Origin of the sequence: Halococcus qingdaonensis, assembly GCF_024508235.1 — an archaeon.
Lineage (GTDB): Archaea > Halobacteriota > Halobacteria > Halobacteriales > Halococcaceae > Halococcus > Halococcus qingdaonensis.
Window position 1 is genome coordinate 972513 of record NZ_CP101943.1, and the last position, 14423, is coordinate 986935.

Here is a 14423-nt window from a genome sequence, read left to right on the forward strand (position 1 = left end):
CACGGACAAAAACCTCCCGCCGACGGCGTTTTGTGCCCGTCCGTCCAGCATGAGACATGCCACCATCCGAGGGCGAACGTGCACCCGATTTCACGGCGCTGCTCTGTGACGGCGAGACCTTCCAGACGGCCAACCTCTCGACCGTCCTTGACGGCGGCTGCGTGGTCGTCTTCTACGGCTTCTCGTTCAGTGCCATCGCCGAGAACTGGTGGAAACGCTACGAGCGCGCCGGCTGGGACGAATTCGAGGTTCCCGTCGTGGGCCTGAGTCGTGAAGGCCCTTACGCACAGAACGCCTTCATCCGCTATCTGGACAGTCCGTTTCGACTGTTCAGCGACGGTGAGGGGGCAGCCGCCGAGACGTACGATCTGCTCACTCGGCGTTCGGGCATGGGCGAGACACGAACCGCGCGCCGCGCCGTCTTCGTCCTCGACGACGAGCAGCGCGTCGTCCACCGCTGGCTCGGCGAGGACTGGATCTCACCCGTCCCACGCACGGAGATCGAGGCGGCCGTCGCCGAACTCGTCGGATAGGCAGCGCCGACACGGCTATGGCGCGGACGCGCGAGGCAACGGTATGTCGATCGCCGACTACCCACACCGGTCGGGCGCACACTGCGGGTCGGCCTCGCTGCGCAACCTGGCGGCGCACTACGGCTGGGGGCTCGACGAGCCGCTCTGTTTCGGTCTCGGGGCCGGTATCGGCTTCGGCTACTACGAGGCGGGACCCGCCAGCCGCACCATCATGGGCCGAAGCTCGTGGCTCGAATCGGGCTTCTTCGAGACCCTCGCGATCCCGTTCGAAGAGGGCGACGGTGAGAACTGGGAGATAGCCTGGGAAGCCGTCAGCGCGCGGCTCGCCGACGGAACACCCGTCGTGCTGTTCGCCGATCTCTACTACCTCGACTACTACGGGACGGACACCCACTTCGGCCCGCACACGCTCGTCTGTCTCGGCACCGAGGGAGACGACGTGCTGCTCTCGGACAGCGAGTTCGAGAGTGTCCAGCGGCTACCGATCGACCGCCTCCGGCAACAAGCATGGGGTTCGGAACACGGCTTCGTCGGGCCGCTATCGAACCGTTGGCTCGCTATCGATGGCGAGCGACCGTCTCCTGACACGTCGATCGAGAGCGCGGCACGGGTGGCGATCGCGCGGGCAACGAAGGGCATGCTCACCGACGGCGAATCCGGCGCGTGGGGCACGCAGGGTCTGGAAGGGATTCGCCGGTTCGCACGCGAGCTTCCGGAATGGACGGGACTGGATGACGCGTCCTGGAGTGCACGGTTTGCCTACCAGAACATCGAGCGTCGTGGCACCGGCGGCGGCGCGTTCCGCCGACTGTACGCCGATTTCCTCGCCCAGCTCGATTTCCTCGACGACTCGTTCGCCGATCGGACCCGCGCGATCGCCGACGACTGGAGGGCACTCGGCGAGACGCTTCGCGCGGCGAGCGAGACGCCGACCACGGAGACCTTCGAGCGCGCGGGCGAGCAGGCTGCAACCATCGCCGACCACGAAGAGGAACTGTTCGTTGATCTCCGCGAGGGGCTGGAAAACGATTGACGCGAAGGATTATCACCCGGCCGCCGGAGCATTGGGTATGCGACTCGATGGCGTCCGCGTGCTCGATCTGACGCGTCACCTGCCAGGTCCGTACGCCACCCAACTGCTCGCCGACGCCGGGGCGGAGGTCGTCAAGATCGAGGATACCGCCACCGGTGATCCGACCCGCTGGATGAGCTTCGAGAGCGAAGGGAGCGACGGAACGCTGTTCGGGGCGGTCAATCGGGGCAAGCGAAGCGTCGCACTCGACCTCAAAACCGACGCGGGGCGCGAGGCGTTCTTCGAGCTCGCGAGCGACGCCGACGTGCTGATCGAGGGATTCCGCCCGGGCGTCACCGAACGCCTCGGGATCGACGACGATTCAGTTCGTGAGCACAACCCCGAGATCGTCTACTGCTCGCTGTCGGGCTACGGCCAGACCGGGCCGTACCGCACCCGTGCGGGCCACGACCTGAACTACGCCGCCTTTTCGGGTCTGCTCGACATGACCCGTGCCGACGAGAGCGCGAAACCACAGATGCCGGGCGTTCCGGTGGGTGACATGGCCGGCGGGCTCTTCGCCGCGTTCTCGATCGTCGGCGCGCTCTGTTCGCGCGCGCTCGGCAACACCGGCGGCGAGTATCTCGACGTCGCCATGACCGACGTGTTGCTCTCCTTTTCACAAGCGCTCGCGCCCGACGCGCTCGCGGGCGAGACGCCGCGCCCCGGGGAAACGGCTCTCACGGGGGAGTTGCCCTGGTACGGGATCTACGAGACCAGTGATGGAAAGTTCGTCTCGATCGCGGCGCTCGAACCGCCGTTCTGGAACGCATTTTGTGAGACCGTCGGCCGTGAGGATCTCATCGAGACACACATGACGGACGACGAGGCGACACGTGCGGCGCTGCGCGAGGAGTTGACCGAGCTATTCGCCGCGAAGACCCGCGACGAGTGGGCCGAGACGTTCGCGGACAGCGACGCGACCGTCGAACCCGTTCGCACTCTCCCCGAGGCGCTCGATCATCCACAGACCGACTCGCGAGGGATCGTCGAACGGACACAGTGGCCACAGCGGATCGGCTTTCCGGCGCGGTCGTCCGATCACGCCGACCCCGCGACAGGCGTTCCAGGACACGGTGCACAGACCGAAGCGGTCCTCCGCGAGGCGGACTACACCGACGACGATATCGCGGAGCTACGCGAGTCGGGAGCCGCGGTTTTCGGCGAGTGATCAGGGACCGTCCACGCCCGATGGCCGCCGATCGAGCAGTACCGTCCTGTCGAGTTCGTCGAAGCTCGTGTGGCCCGCGAGCGCGAGCGTCAGATCGAGATCGGCGCGGAAGTTCTCGAGGACGCTTCCAACGCCGGCCTCGCCATCGAGCGCCAGCCCGTAGGCGTAGGGTCGTCCGAGCAAGACGGCGTCGGCCCCGAGCGCGATCGCCTTCACCGCGTCCGCACCGCCGCGGATGCCGCTATCGAACAGGACGGGGACGTCACCGACGGCATCGACCACGCCCGGGAGGGCGGTGAGTGCACCGACCGCACCGTCGACCTGTCGACCGCCGTGGTTCGAGACGATTACGCCGTCGGCACCGCACTCGACGGCCCGTGCGGCGTCGTCCGGGTGGAGCACACCTTTGACTATCAGCGGGAGGTCGGTCTCCGCGCGGAGGTTCGCCAGATCGTCCCAGGTGAGCGAGGGATCGCCGAAGATGTCGACGAACTCCATGAGCGCCGTGCCCTCGTTCTCCTCGGGCGGGACGTCGAGGCGATCGCGGAAGGCCGGATCGGAGACGTAGTTCGCCACGCCCTCGCCGTCGAGGAAGGGGAGGTAGCCCTGCTCGATGTCGCGCTCGCGCCAGCCGAGCAGGGGTGTGTCGAGCGTGACGACGATCGCGTCGTAACCGGCGTTCTCGGCGCGCTCGACGAAGCTGTTCGCGATGTCGGGGTCGGCCGACCAGTAGAGCTGGAACCACTTCGGGGTCTCTCCCAGTTCCTCGGCGACCTCCTCCATCGTGTACGACGACGCCGAACTGAGCACCATCGGGACGTCGTGATCGGCTGCGGCTCGCGCGACCGCGAGCTCCCCCGCCTCGTGGACGATCGAGAGCACGCCAAGCGGGGCGAGCAGGACCGGGAGATCGAGTTCGGTCCCGAAGAGATCGACGCGGAGGTCGCGCTCGGCGACGTCACGGAGCACGCGCGGGACGATCCGCCAGTCGGCGAACGCGCGGCGGTTCTCGGTGATCGTGTCCTCGGTGCCGGCCCCGCCAGCCACGTAGGCCGCAGCCTCCTCGCTCATCGCGGCCATCGCCCGCCGCTCGAGCTCTTCGTACCGAACCGGATGCTCGGGCGGGTCGTCGGCGAGCATCCCCGACGCGTAGACGTCGCGCTGGCGGCGTTCGCCGTAGGGCTCCGAGGAGTCGTCGCTCATGTGAATTCCTGGCACGGCCGACACAAGTAGTTTCACCCGTCGTCGATACCGACCAGATCGACGATATCGAGCGGGTCATCGACGCGATACGTGACGGCCGGATCGTCGGGGGCCGCCTCGCTCGCGCTGCCCCCGAACGCGACGGTGTCGATACCCGCTCGCGCCGCGCCCTGCATGTCGTTCTCGTAGCGATCGCCGACCATCAGCGCCGCGGCGGGTTCGACGCCCGCCTTCGCGAGCGCGGTCTCGAACATCGCCGGGTCGGGTTTCGTCCGGCCGACCTCCTCGGAGGTCGTCACCGCGTCGAGTCGGTCAGCGACGCCGAACTGCGAGAGCAGCGCCTCGCCCTCCCACGTGTCGATGTCGCTGACGACACCCTGATGAACGTGGCTTTCGAGCCGGCGGATCGCAGTGACGGTTTCCGCGATTGGTTCGAGGTTCTCACGGGTCGCGCGCTCAAAGGTCGGCAGCCACTCCTCCTCGGGCAGTTCGTGCCCGACCATCGCCGCGACCGCGCGCCCGTAACCGACCCGCGCGCTGCGGAACTCGGTGCCCTCGCGCGTACTGAAATGCGATCCCAGTTCGTCGCGCCACGTGGCGAGCGCTTCCTCCCTGTCGAGATCGTGCTCGTCGGCGAGCGCCCCGACGAACGCCCGATGGCCCGCCCGGACCGAGCCGAGATCCAGGATCACGCCGCCGATGTCCCAGAAGACTGCCTCGTAGTTCATGCCAATGTCACTCGGCGGCGCGACGAGTGTCTTCCGACGACGGATCGGATTACCGGTGGTAACCGATCGATACGCACTGACAATCGATGGTGGCACCAGTATTTATTAGTATGCCATCGGTAACGGTCGATGTGATGGAAACCACCACGCGGAGGCGGCGATGACCACGGAACAGTTCAGCGTCGACGGCGACACGGCGCTCGTGACGGGCGCGTCGAGCGGTATCGGGCGCGCGATCGCCGAGCGGTTCGCGGCCGATGGGGCGGAGGTCGTGATCTGTTCGCGCGAGCAGGGGAACGTCGATCCCGTGGCCGAGGGGATCCAGGAGGCCGGCGGATCGGCGCTCGCCGTCGAGTGTGACGTGCGCGAGCGCGACTCCGTTGAGGCGCTCGTCGAGGCCACCGTCGCGGAGTTCGGCGGGCTCGACACGCTCGTCAACAACGCGGGCGCGAGCTTCATGGCGAACTTCGAGGGCATCTCCGAGAACGGCTGGAAGACGATCGTCGACATCAACCTCCACGGGACCTACCACTGCACGCAGGCCGCCGGCGAGGTGATGCGCGAGGGCGATGGGGGGACGATCATCAACTTCGCGAGCGTCGCCGGACAGGAGGGCGCGCCGTTCATGAGCCACTACGCCGCCGCCAAGGCGGGCGTGGCGAACCTCACCTCGACGCTCGCCTACGAGTGGGCCGACGACGGGGTGCGGGTGAACTGCATCGCGCCGGGGTTCGTCGCCACACCCGGCGTGGCGAGCCAGATGGGCGTCACCGCCGACGAGATCGACCGAGAGGAGGTGGATCGCAAGATCGGCACGAGTGAGGAGATCGCCGACGTCGCCCAATTCCTCGCGAGCTCCGCCGCGTCGTATCTCACCGGCGAGACGATCACCGCACGGGGCGTGCCGGACATCATGGAATCGCCAGAATGAGCGACTCCGCCGCCGATCGCGACGTATTCCTCCCGGTGGGCGCACAGCCGAGCATCGACGCGCTCTGCGAGCAGGCCGAACGCGCCGAGGAACTCGGCTACGATCGGGTCTGGCTACCCGAGACGTGGGGTCGTGACGCAGTGACGGTGCTCACTTCGATCGCTCATCGAACCAACGAAATCGGCATCGGCACGTCGATCGTCCCCATCTACTCGCGCTCGCCCGCACTGCTCGGCCAGACCGCCGCCACGCTCCAGGAAGTCTCTGACGGGCGCTTTCGGCTGGGCCTCGGCCCCTCCGGACCGATCGTCGTCGAGAACTGGCACGGCGTCGACTACGGAAACCCGCTTCGCCGGACGCGCGAGACCGTCGAGATCGTCAAGGCGGTGCTCACGGGCGAGGAAGTCGACTACGACGGCGACGACTTCGACCTCTCGGGCTTTCGGCTGCGCTGCGAGCCACCGGAGCCCGCGCCGGCGGTCGACGCGGCCGGGATGGGACCCAAGAGTGTCGAACTCGCCGGGCGCTTCGCCGACGGCTGGCACGCGCTCATGCTCACCCGCGAGGGGCTCCGCGAGCGTCTCGACGACCTCCGTCGTGGGGCGGCGCTCGCGGACCGCAACCTCGACGACGTGCGCGTGACGCTCTCGCTGACCTGTGCGGCGCTCGACGACGGCGAACGCGCCCGCGAATCCGTCCGCCAACATCTCGCCTTCTACGTTGGCGGGATGGGGACGTTCTACCGGGACAGCCTCGCGCGGATCGGCCACGAGGACACCGCCGAGGCGATCTACGAACACTGGCAGGCCGGCGATCGCGAGGCAGCGATGGCGGCCGTCGACGACGAACTCCTCGATTCGATCGCGGTCGCCGGCACGCCCGAAGAGGCGCGCGAGCGGTTCGCGCGCTTCGCCGCCATCGACGGCGTCGATCACGTCTCGGTGTCGTTCCCGCGCGACGCGACGCTCGACGAGATCGGGGCGACGACCGCGGCACTCGCTCCCTAAGCCTCCGGTCATCGGTGGGTTTACCCGTCGGACTACGCTTAGAGGGCCACTGTCCGTGATCCGTACGTTTGCCGCCCGCGAGCCGCAGCCAGTACGTCGTGTCGTCATCGATATCTCCAACGATCGCCATCGAGCCGGTGGGACGGCTGTGCTGAGAGGACCCACGGCTCGATGAGGATCAAGCACACATTCGGTCTCGACGACGCCGACTGGGGCGAGATCGGACTGTTCGTCATTACCATCGCCGCGCTGGTGGGGCTGGTCGTCGTCGGCATCGTGAACCCGCCGTTGCTGACGAGCACGCTCAACGGGGCCTACGACTGGGTGTTACACACCTTCGGCTGGTGGTTCATGCTGCTCGGCGGCGTCATGATCGTCTTCGGACTGTTCATGACGCTCTCGCGCTACGGGAAGATCCGTATCGGCGGCGAGGACGCCGAACCGGAGTTCGGCCTCTACTCCTGGATCGCGATGGTCTTCACCGTCGGCTTCGGCAGTTCGATCATCGTCTGGGGCGTTGGCGAGCCGGTACAGATCGTCAACAGTCCGCCGCCCGATCCACTGCCAGTCGGCGGAGCCGCACTCAAACCGCTCGCGCTCGCGTTCATGTTCGTCCACGAGTCGTTCCCGGGGATGGCGATGTGGTACATCCCGGTGACGCTCTCCTTTGCGCTGATGATCTACACGCAGTCGGTCTCGGAGTACAAGCTCAGCTCGATGCTCGACGTCGTGCTCGACCGGGAACGACACGGCTGGCTCTACTGGCTTGTCGATCTCTCGGCGCTGATCGCGATGGTCGGTGGGATCGCGACCTCGCTCGGCTTCACCGCCCAACAGCTCGCGACGATCCTCGACGCCGTCTACGGGCTGGACGCGACCGTACTCACCTACGGATTGTTCGCGCTCATCGGGCTGGTCTTCCTCGGTGACGTCTGGCTCGGGCTACGCAGCGGCATCCAGAACGCCGCCCGGCTGACGATGGTCGTCATGGCGCTCGCCGCCGGCATGCTGCTGGTCGTCGGGCCGACGCTCTACACGCTCAACCTCACGCTCGACGCGACGGGCATCTGGCTCAACAACCTCCCACGGCTGATGTTCTACGCCGCGCCGACCAGTGGCGGCAGCTGGCCACAGGGCTGGACGAGCTTTTGGTGGGCGTGGTGGGTCGCGTGGGGGCTGTTCGTCGGCAGTTTCGTCGCTCGCGTCTCGAAGGGGCGCACCATCCGCGAGACGTTCGTCGCGCTGGTGGTCATCCCGTCGGGGCTGGTCTGGGCCCAGCACGCCATCATCGGCGGCTGGGTGCTCTCGCCGGGGAACTTCGGCCCGATCAGCGACGCGCTCGCCGCCAGGGACATCCCGGCGGCCGTCGCCAAAGCGATCGAGCTCACGCCGTTCGGCGAGGTCCTCGGCGTCCTGCTCGTGCTCGTGATGGTCGGCTATATCCTCACGACGCTCGACTCGGCGGTGTTCATGCTGTCGGCGATCACCCTCGGCGACGAGAACCCGAACGCGCGCAACCGGGCGTGGTGGGGCGTGCTGCTGGCGTTCCTCGGCGTCATGACGCTCAACCTGCCGGCGTTCGACGCGCTACAGTCGTTCTCGCCGGTGATGGCGCTGCCGTTCACGCTGTATTTCGTCGTCCTGATCTACGCAAGCTACGTCGTCGCCCGCGACTACTACTGGGAACACATCGCCGACGAGGACGAGGAGTCCTTCTTTACCTTCAGCGAGCGCGACGAGTCCGTGACCGACGGAACGACCGCCGCCGACGAACACGCGGGAGCCGGCTCGGACGACTGAGTCATGCCACCTGCCGCCCCGTCGATACTGACCCATCGAACGACGTCGCCTCAGTCGGTGTCGATCGGTTCGTGGACGGCGCGGTAGCCGTCGTCGGTCGCGGTCAGGGTCTCGATCGCGTAGAGCCGCAACGAGCGCTCCTGTTTCGTCGTGACCGGGAACTCGTAGTGCTCGGCCTCGTAGGCGAACTCGTCGACGCCGTGCTCGTCGACGAACGCGCGGTGATCGTCGAGGCGCGTTCTCGCGACGGCCCGGGAGAGCGCGAGTGCGTCCTCGACGCGATCGCCGAACGCCTCCGCGAACCCCGCCTCGCGCTCGGAACCGATCGAGTCGCGCGCGGCGGCCATCGCGGCGAGGCTCGTCGTGCCCGTCCCCCAGAACGGATCGAGAACCGTGTCCCCGACGACGCTGTACATGTTGACGAGGCGATACGGGATCGCGAACGGGTAGGCCGCCGAGCGATCCCGGCGGTCGTCGCCGTCGAGCGCCTGGTGTTCGCCGGTGACGTCCGTCCAGAGGTCCGAAAACCAGCGATTGCGCTCCTCCCAGAAGTAGGCCGACTCGTAGCGACGATCGGCGTTCGGTTCGAACTGTCGCGTCCCGCCGTTGCGAAAGATCAGTATATACTCGTGTTCGAGCGTGACGTAGGCGTTCGGCGGAACCATGCCGCTGCCCATGAACTTCGCGCCGGAGTTGGTCGGCTTCCGCCAGAGGATCTCGGGGAGGGGCTCGAACCCGCGCGCCTCGAACGCATCGACGATTCGGGAGTGATTCCCCCAGACGCGAAAGCTTCCGTCGACCTTCCGCGTCGCGTCGCCGACGTTGACGCAGGCGATGCCGCCGTCGACGAGCACGCGTGCGAGTTCGTCCCAGACTGCGCCGAGCTGGTCGTGCATCAGCTCGAATGCCCCTCGTCCGTCGCCCGCGTCGAGTCGCTCGCCGATCGCGGGATCGAGTTCGGTGAAGAGCTCGTCCCACATCTCGATCATCGGATACGGCGGCGAGGTGACGACGAGTTCGACGCTGTCGTCGGCGACCCCGTCGAGCCGTCGGGAATCGCCGACGACGACGCGATGGCTGGTCTCCATTGGCGATAGCCACCACGCCGTCGGTGAAAACGTCCGCGGAGATCGAATTTAACGACTCAGGCCGCGAGCTTCTCGGCGAACTTCTCCCGCACCTTCTCGATCTTCGGCTGGGCGTGGATGGAGCAGTAGGCGTCGTCGGGGTTTTTCTCGTAGTAGTTCTGGTGCTCCTCACTCGCCTCGTAGAACGTGTCGAGCGGCTCGACCTCGGTGACGACGTCGTCATCGTAGCCACCCTCCGCGTCGAGCGCGTCGACGTAGGCCGCGGCCTTCTCCTGCTGGTCGTCGCTATGGGTGAAGATCGCCGAGCGGTACTGGCTGCCGATGTCGGGGCCCTGTCGGTTCAGCTGGGTCGGATCGTGGACGGTGAAGAACACGTCCAGGAGGTCCTCGTAGGCGATGTGCTCGGGATCGTATTCGATCTGGACGACCTCCGCATGGCCGGTGGTGCCCGAACAGACTTCTCGGTAGGTCGGATTCTCGGTGTGGCCGCCCGCGTAGCCCGAGGTCACGTCGAGCACGCCGTCGAGCTCCTCCACGGGGGCCTCGATACACCAGAAACAGCCGCCGGCGAGCGTCGCGCGTTCGGTTTCGGTTGCCATACGCGCGATTGGGCGTGCTCGGGGGAAAACCCATCGGCCCGGTCGGAGTGAGGTATTTCACCACGGGCCACGATGGACCGATGATGAGCGACTACACCGGCGCGGAGCTGTTCGTCGACGCGCTCGCCGACTACGGCGTCACGCACGTCTTCGGCAATCCCGGAACCACCGAACTCCCAGTCGTGCACGCCCTCGCCGATAGCGAGATCGAGTACGTGCTGGGGCTCCACGAGGACATCGCGGTCGGAATGGCGGGCGGCTACGCCCAGACGCGCCGGTATCACGCCGACCACGACGATTCCGTCATGCCCCTCGGCGTGGCGAACCTCCACCTCGCACCGGGGCTCGCCCACGGTCTCGGCAATCTCTACGCCGCGAAGGTCGCCGGCGCGCCGCTGCTGGTGACGGCCGGCAACCACAGTTCTGATTTCCGTCACGAGGAGCCGATCCTCTCGGGCGATCTCCTCCGGATGACCCGCCAGTTCTGTAAGGACAGCCAGGAGATCCTCGACGTCGAGGCGATTCCGACGATGGTCCGCCGGGCAGTGCGGACGGCGCTCACGCCGCCGACGGGCCCCGTCTTTCTGGGACTCCCGTTGGACACGATGCTCGCCGAAACCGACGCCAGCCCCGAGCGACTCGGGCCGATCCCCACCGGCGGACGCGGCGACGCGGCGAGTATCAAGCGCGCGGCCGATCTCCTGGCCGAGGCCGATGCGCCGGTGCTGGTCGTCGGCGATCACGTGGCGCGGGCGGGCGCGGACGCGGTCGCGGCGGCTGTCGAACTAGCCGAGGCGAGCGGCGCGCGCGTCCACGGCGAGATCCTCCTCTCGGAGGTCGACTTCCCGATGGATCACGAGCAGTGGGTCTCGCCGATCCCGCCCGACGAGGAGCTTGCACGAACGCTGTTGAGCGCCGACACTGTCGTTTTCGCCGGCTGTTCGACAAACACCACGCTGACGCGCCACGAGGGCGACCTCGTCGCCGACGACACGACCTGCATCCATCTGAGCGACGCGGTTCACGAGATCGGGAAGAACCAGCCCGCCGACGCGGCCGTCGTCGGCGATCCTGGCGACGTGATGGACGACCTCGCCGCCCGACTGCGCGAGCGCCTCGACGACGAGCAGCGGGACGAACGACTCGACACGGTGCGCTCGGTGAAGGAGATGGTCGAGGGACAGCTGGCCACGATGGGTGAGGGCGACGAGGACGATCCACGCGCTTCGAAGGCCGAACTCGTCGATGCGCTCGAAGCGGCCGCACCGGACGCCTACATCGTCGACGAAGGGATCACCGCGAAGTACGCGATGCTGACGCGCTGGCCGCTTCAGCCTGAGCAGTACATCTCGAACAAAGGTGGCGGGCTAGGCTATGGACTTCCCGCGTCGGTGGGCGCGGCGCTCGCCGAGGGCCAGCGCGAGAGCCCACGGGACGTCGTGGGGTTCGTCGGCGACGGCTCGTATCTCTACTACCCCCATTCGCTCTACACCGCCGCGCGATACGACCTCGACCTCACCGTCGTGATCCCCGACAACAGAAATTATCGGATTCTGAAGGACAACACGCTCGACGTGATGGGTGGCGAGGAAGACGAATACGACTGGCAGGACATGGAGTTCGATCCGCCCGTCGACATCCCGACGAATGTCGAGAGCCACGGTGCGCGGGGGGAGTTGATCGAACCGCCCGCAGAGATCGCACCCGCCGTCCAGGACGCGCTCGACAGGGATGGCCCGGACGTGCTCGACGTGCTGGTGCACGACTGACCCGACGGAAAGCATTTGCCGGGCGTCGACCCATTGCTAACAATGCGGAAGGCGATTCTCGGCGGACTGTTCGCGGCGGCGGTCGTCCTCGCCGGCTGCAACGGGGTCGCACTCGGCGGTGACGAAACCCCGTCCCGGACGGTGACGCCAGCGGCCGTCCCCACCGACGAGCCGACGCCGACGGCCGTGCCGCGGCTCGCACCGGGCCTCACCGAAGGGGGTGTGACCGATGCGTTCGCGCTCGGTGAAGCCCACGCGTCCGCTCTCGACAACACTTCCTACACCCTGCACGAGAGCTACGCCATCGAGTACGCGAACGGGACCGCCTACAACCGGGGTTCGGCCGACGCGCGACTCGCGGCCAACGACAGCCGATACTACGTCCGGCGAAACGCCTCGGGACTCCTCTTCGGCGGCGGCGCGTTCGCCAGAGCGATCTGGTCGAACGGCGAGCGCGTTCTCGTGACCGACACGACGAACGAGAGCACGTCGTACGACTCCCCGCGGAACGTCGAGGGTGAGTCGATGCCGCCCCGCGAGGCACTCACGATCGATCCGACGAAGCGCCAACAGCTGTACGCCTATCTCGGCTCGGTCGAGACCCGCGTGACCGGGACCGAGACGCGAAACGGAACGACGCTCCACCGCGCCGAGTCGACGAGCGTGACGAACCCGGCCGCCTTCGAGATCCAGTGGACTGACCCACGGAACCTCTCGCTCGTCGTGTTCGTCGATTCACGCGGGCTCGTCCACGAGTATCGACTTGATTACACGGCATCACTCGACGGCACTCCCGTCGACGTTCGTCGGCACGTGCGCTACACGAATCTCGGAAACACTACCATCGAGCGCCCCTCCTGGTACGACGCGGCCATCGCAAACGTCTCGACCGCCACGACCGCGGACTGAGGTTCAGTCGACTCGCAGACGCTCGCCGTCGGCGGTTTCGGGAAAGATCTTGCCGGGGTTGAGCGTGTCCTTCGGATCGAGTGCGCGTTTGATGGCACGCATCGTCTCGACGCTGCCCTCGCCGTGTTCTGCGACCATGTACTCTCGTTTTCCCTGCCCGACGCCGTGTTCGCCGGTCGCGGTGCCACCGAGTTCGATGGTTCGCTGGACGACGGCATCGGAGATCTCCCGGCCGGCCGCGAGTTCGTCTTCGTCGTTCGGATCGACCAGCACGTTGTAGTGGACGTTGCCGTCGCCGGCGTGGCCGAACGTCGTCACGTCGAGGCCGTACTCGTCGCCGCGCGCCTTCGCGTAGCGGACGATCTCGGGGAAGTGGCTGATCGGCACGGTGATGTCGCCGGGTTTGGCCGGGCGACGCGGCGGATCGTAGGCGATCATGGCGTTCGCGAGGTTTCGTCTGGCGTCCCAGAGTTCGTCCATCTCGTCGCCGGCGGCCATCTCGAAGCGGTCGGCATCGTAATTTTCGAAGATCTCGCGGCAGGCTTCGATCTCGGCCTCGACGTGGTGGTTCGCGTGGAATTCCAGGAAGACGGTCGGAACGTTCGGCAGGTCGGTCCCGGAGTAGGCGTTGGCGATCTTCGTGCTCAGCGGGTCGATGAGTTCGATGGTGGCCACGTCGACGCCGGCCTGCATCGTCGCGGCGATCGCCGCGGCGGCCGTGTCGAGATCGTCGAAGGTCGCCCGCCCGCCGCGGATCTGTTTCGGTCGGCGGGCGAGTTCGAACGTTACGCGCGTGACGACCGCGAGCGTCCCCTCACTGCCGATCAGGAGATCGGTCAGGTTGTAACCACTCGACGTTTTGACCGCCCGGCTCCCGGTCTCGATCACCGTGCCGTCGGCCAGGACGGCTTCGAGACCGAGCACCCAGTCACTTACTTCGCCATACTTGACTGTTTTCGCGCCGCTGGCGTCGTTCGCGACCATCCCGCCAACGGTCGAGATGTCGCCCGACTGTGGCAGCGGGGGCAAGAACAGTTCTTCGTCGGCGACCGCGTCGTTCACCCCCGATCCGAGGACGCCGGGTTCGACGTCGATCTGGAAGTCCGCCGGTCGAGCGTCGAGGACACGATCCATCCGCGTGCAGTCCATGCTGATGCCCTGAAAGGCCGGCAGTACGTTCCCTTCCAACCCCGTGCCCGCCGCGTACGGCGTCACCGGCACCTCGCGCTCGTTGGCCGCGGCGAGCACCGCGCTCACCTCCGCCGTGGATTCGGGCCAACAGACCGCATCGGGTCGCACGCGCTCGCCGTCCGGTGTTCCCCAGTCGCCTGCGTGGCCGTCGCGGTCGTCGTCGCCGAACGAGAACTGCTCGTCGGCGAGGTGATCGGCGAGAAACGAACAGTCGTATGCCATATGTTGACTGCACGTGTGCCGGCGATAAAACTCCGGCGTCGGTGCGAGGCGTTTGGCCGATGGTTCGTACGGCCACTCGACAACAGCTCGACGCCACGCCCAGCGGACACGAGAACGACGAACGGGAACGTCGCACCGCTGCCCGACAGTTATTCGGTTAATAGTAGATCTCATGCTATTATTTATCTCTTAAACGTCGC

At 67.0% G+C, this 14423-nt stretch carries 13 protein-coding genes; 8 read left to right on the forward strand and 5 right to left on the reverse strand.

Annotated features, from left to right (window positions below; translation table 11 throughout):
• Positions 1 to 56 precede the first annotated feature (56 nt).
• From NO363_RS05165 to NO363_RS05175, 3 genes are read left to right on the forward strand one after another with little or no spacing between them, the layout of a single operon-like run.
• A complete protein-coding gene (locus NO363_RS05165) occupies positions 57 to 533 on the forward strand; it encodes a redoxin domain-containing protein (protein WP_256687367.1) in 477 nt (158 codons plus the stop codon).
• 43 nt (positions 534 to 576) lie between these two features.
• Positions 577 to 1566 (forward strand): BtrH N-terminal domain-containing protein, encoded by a 990-nt coding sequence (locus tag NO363_RS05170; protein ID WP_256687368.1) that lies wholly within the window; start codon positions 577 to 579, stop codon positions 1564 to 1566.
• Between the two features lie 37 nt (positions 1567 to 1603).
• On the forward strand, positions 1604 to 2776 hold the full coding sequence (locus tag NO363_RS05175; protein ID WP_256687369.1) for a CaiB/BaiF CoA transferase family protein: 1173 nt from the start codon (positions 1604 to 1606) through the stop codon (positions 2774 to 2776).
• On the opposite strand, the gene NO363_RS05180 is transcribed toward NO363_RS05175, so the two are convergent.
• On the reverse strand, positions 2777 to 3979 hold the full coding sequence (locus NO363_RS05180) for an alpha-hydroxy-acid oxidizing protein (RefSeq protein WP_256687371.1): 1203 nt from the start codon (positions 3977 to 3979) through the stop codon (positions 2777 to 2779).
• Between the two features lie 32 nt (positions 3980 to 4011).
• Positions 4012 to 4707, reverse strand: a complete 696-nt coding sequence (locus NO363_RS05185; RefSeq protein ID WP_256687372.1) for an HAD family hydrolase — start codon at positions 4705 to 4707, stop codon at positions 4012 to 4014.
• Positions 4708 to 4867: 160 nt separating this feature from the next.
• Between NO363_RS05185 and NO363_RS05190 the strand changes: the two genes are divergently transcribed.
• The 3 genes from NO363_RS05190 (at position 4868) to NO363_RS05200 (ending at position 8445) form a co-directional block, all read left to right on the forward strand.
• Positions 4868 to 5638: an SDR family NAD(P)-dependent oxidoreductase gene (locus tag NO363_RS05190; protein ID WP_256687373.1), complete on the forward strand. Its 771-nt coding sequence runs from the start codon at positions 4868 to 4870 to the stop codon at positions 5636 to 5638.
• Positions 5635 to 6645 carry a TIGR04024 family LLM class F420-dependent oxidoreductase gene (locus tag NO363_RS05195; RefSeq protein WP_256687374.1) on the forward strand — a complete coding sequence of 337 codons (1011 nt, stop codon included), beginning with the start codon at positions 5635 to 5637 and terminating at the stop codon, positions 6643 to 6645. The genes NO363_RS05190 and NO363_RS05195 overlap by 4 nt, the downstream gene beginning before the upstream one ends.
• 171 nt (positions 6646 to 6816) lie before the next feature.
• Positions 6817 to 8445 (forward strand): BCCT family transporter, encoded by a 1629-nt coding sequence (locus NO363_RS05200; protein WP_256687376.1) that lies wholly within the window; start codon positions 6817 to 6819, stop codon positions 8443 to 8445.
• Between the two features lie 50 nt (positions 8446 to 8495).
• Here NO363_RS05200 and NO363_RS05205 read toward each other — a convergent pair whose 3' ends face one another.
• Together NO363_RS05205 and msrA are read right to left on the reverse strand one after the other, a co-directional pair.
• Positions 8496 to 9533: a DNA-methyltransferase gene (locus tag NO363_RS05205; RefSeq protein ID WP_256687377.1), complete on the reverse strand. Its 1038-nt coding sequence runs from the start codon at positions 9531 to 9533 to the stop codon at positions 8496 to 8498.
• Positions 9534 to 9589: 56 nt separating this feature from the next.
• The gene (msrA, locus tag NO363_RS05210) at positions 9590 to 10132 is read right to left on the reverse strand and encodes a peptide-methionine (S)-S-oxide reductase MsrA (RefSeq protein ID WP_256687379.1); all 543 of its coding nucleotides are present in this window, start codon (positions 10130 to 10132) and stop codon (positions 9590 to 9592) included.
• 80 nt (positions 10133 to 10212) lie between these two features.
• Between msrA and NO363_RS05215 the strand changes: the two genes are divergently transcribed.
• Complete coding sequence (locus NO363_RS05215; RefSeq protein ID WP_370525586.1) at positions 10213 to 11901, forward strand: thiamine pyrophosphate-binding protein; 1689 nt, start codon at positions 10213 to 10215, stop codon at positions 11899 to 11901.
• A gap of 42 nt (positions 11902 to 11943) precedes the next feature.
• Positions 11944 to 12810: a DUF7537 family lipoprotein gene (locus NO363_RS05220; RefSeq protein ID WP_256687381.1), complete on the forward strand. Its 867-nt coding sequence runs from the start codon at positions 11944 to 11946 to the stop codon at positions 12808 to 12810.
• 3 nt (positions 12811 to 12813) lie between these two features.
• Here NO363_RS05220 and NO363_RS05225 read toward each other — a convergent pair whose 3' ends face one another.
• Positions 12814 to 14223 (reverse strand): FAD-binding oxidoreductase, encoded by a 1410-nt coding sequence (locus tag NO363_RS05225; RefSeq protein WP_256687382.1) that lies wholly within the window; start codon positions 14221 to 14223, stop codon positions 12814 to 12816.
• Positions 14224 to 14423 lie beyond the last annotated feature (200 nt).

What these genes read in the sequence shown, in the direction of transcription:
- msrA (WP_256687379.1), bottom strand. Translation starts at nt 10,132, where the DNA reads ATGGCAACCGAAACCGAACGCGCGACGCTCGCCGGCGGCTGTTTCTGG.
- NO363_RS05220 (WP_256687381.1), top strand. Translation starts at nt 11,944, where the DNA reads ATGCGGAAGGCGATTCTCGGCGGACTGTTCGCGGCGGCGGTCGTCCTC.
- NO363_RS05195 (WP_256687374.1), top strand. Translation starts at nt 5,635, where the DNA reads ATGAGCGACTCCGCCGCCGATCGCGACGTATTCCTCCCGGTGGGCGCA.
- NO363_RS05225 (WP_256687382.1), bottom strand. Translation starts at nt 14,223, where the DNA reads ATGGCATACGACTGTTCGTTTCTCGCCGATCACCTCGCCGACGAGCAG.
- NO363_RS05205 (WP_256687377.1), bottom strand. Translation starts at nt 9,533, where the DNA reads ATGGAGACCAGCCATCGCGTCGTCGTCGGCGATTCCCGACGGCTCGAC.
- NO363_RS05200 (WP_256687376.1), top strand. Translation starts at nt 6,817, where the DNA reads ATGAGGATCAAGCACACATTCGGTCTCGACGACGCCGACTGGGGCGAG.
- NO363_RS05190 (WP_256687373.1), top strand. Translation starts at nt 4,868, where the DNA reads ATGACCACGGAACAGTTCAGCGTCGACGGCGACACGGCGCTCGTGACG.
- NO363_RS05215 (WP_370525586.1), top strand. Translation starts at nt 10,213, where the DNA reads ATGATGAGCGACTACACCGGCGCGGAGCTGTTCGTCGACGCGCTCGCC.
- NO363_RS05180 (WP_256687371.1), bottom strand. Translation starts at nt 3,979, where the DNA reads ATGAGCGACGACTCCTCGGAGCCCTACGGCGAACGCCGCCAGCGCGAC.
- NO363_RS05185 (WP_256687372.1), bottom strand. Translation starts at nt 4,707, where the DNA reads ATGAACTACGAGGCAGTCTTCTGGGACATCGGCGGCGTGATCCTGGAT.
- NO363_RS05175 (WP_256687369.1), top strand. Translation starts at nt 1,604, where the DNA reads ATGCGACTCGATGGCGTCCGCGTGCTCGATCTGACGCGTCACCTGCCA.
- NO363_RS05165 (WP_256687367.1), top strand. Translation starts at nt 57, where the DNA reads ATGCCACCATCCGAGGGCGAACGTGCACCCGATTTCACGGCGCTGCTC.
- NO363_RS05170 (WP_256687368.1), top strand. Translation starts at nt 577, where the DNA reads ATGTCGATCGCCGACTACCCACACCGGTCGGGCGCACACTGCGGGTCG.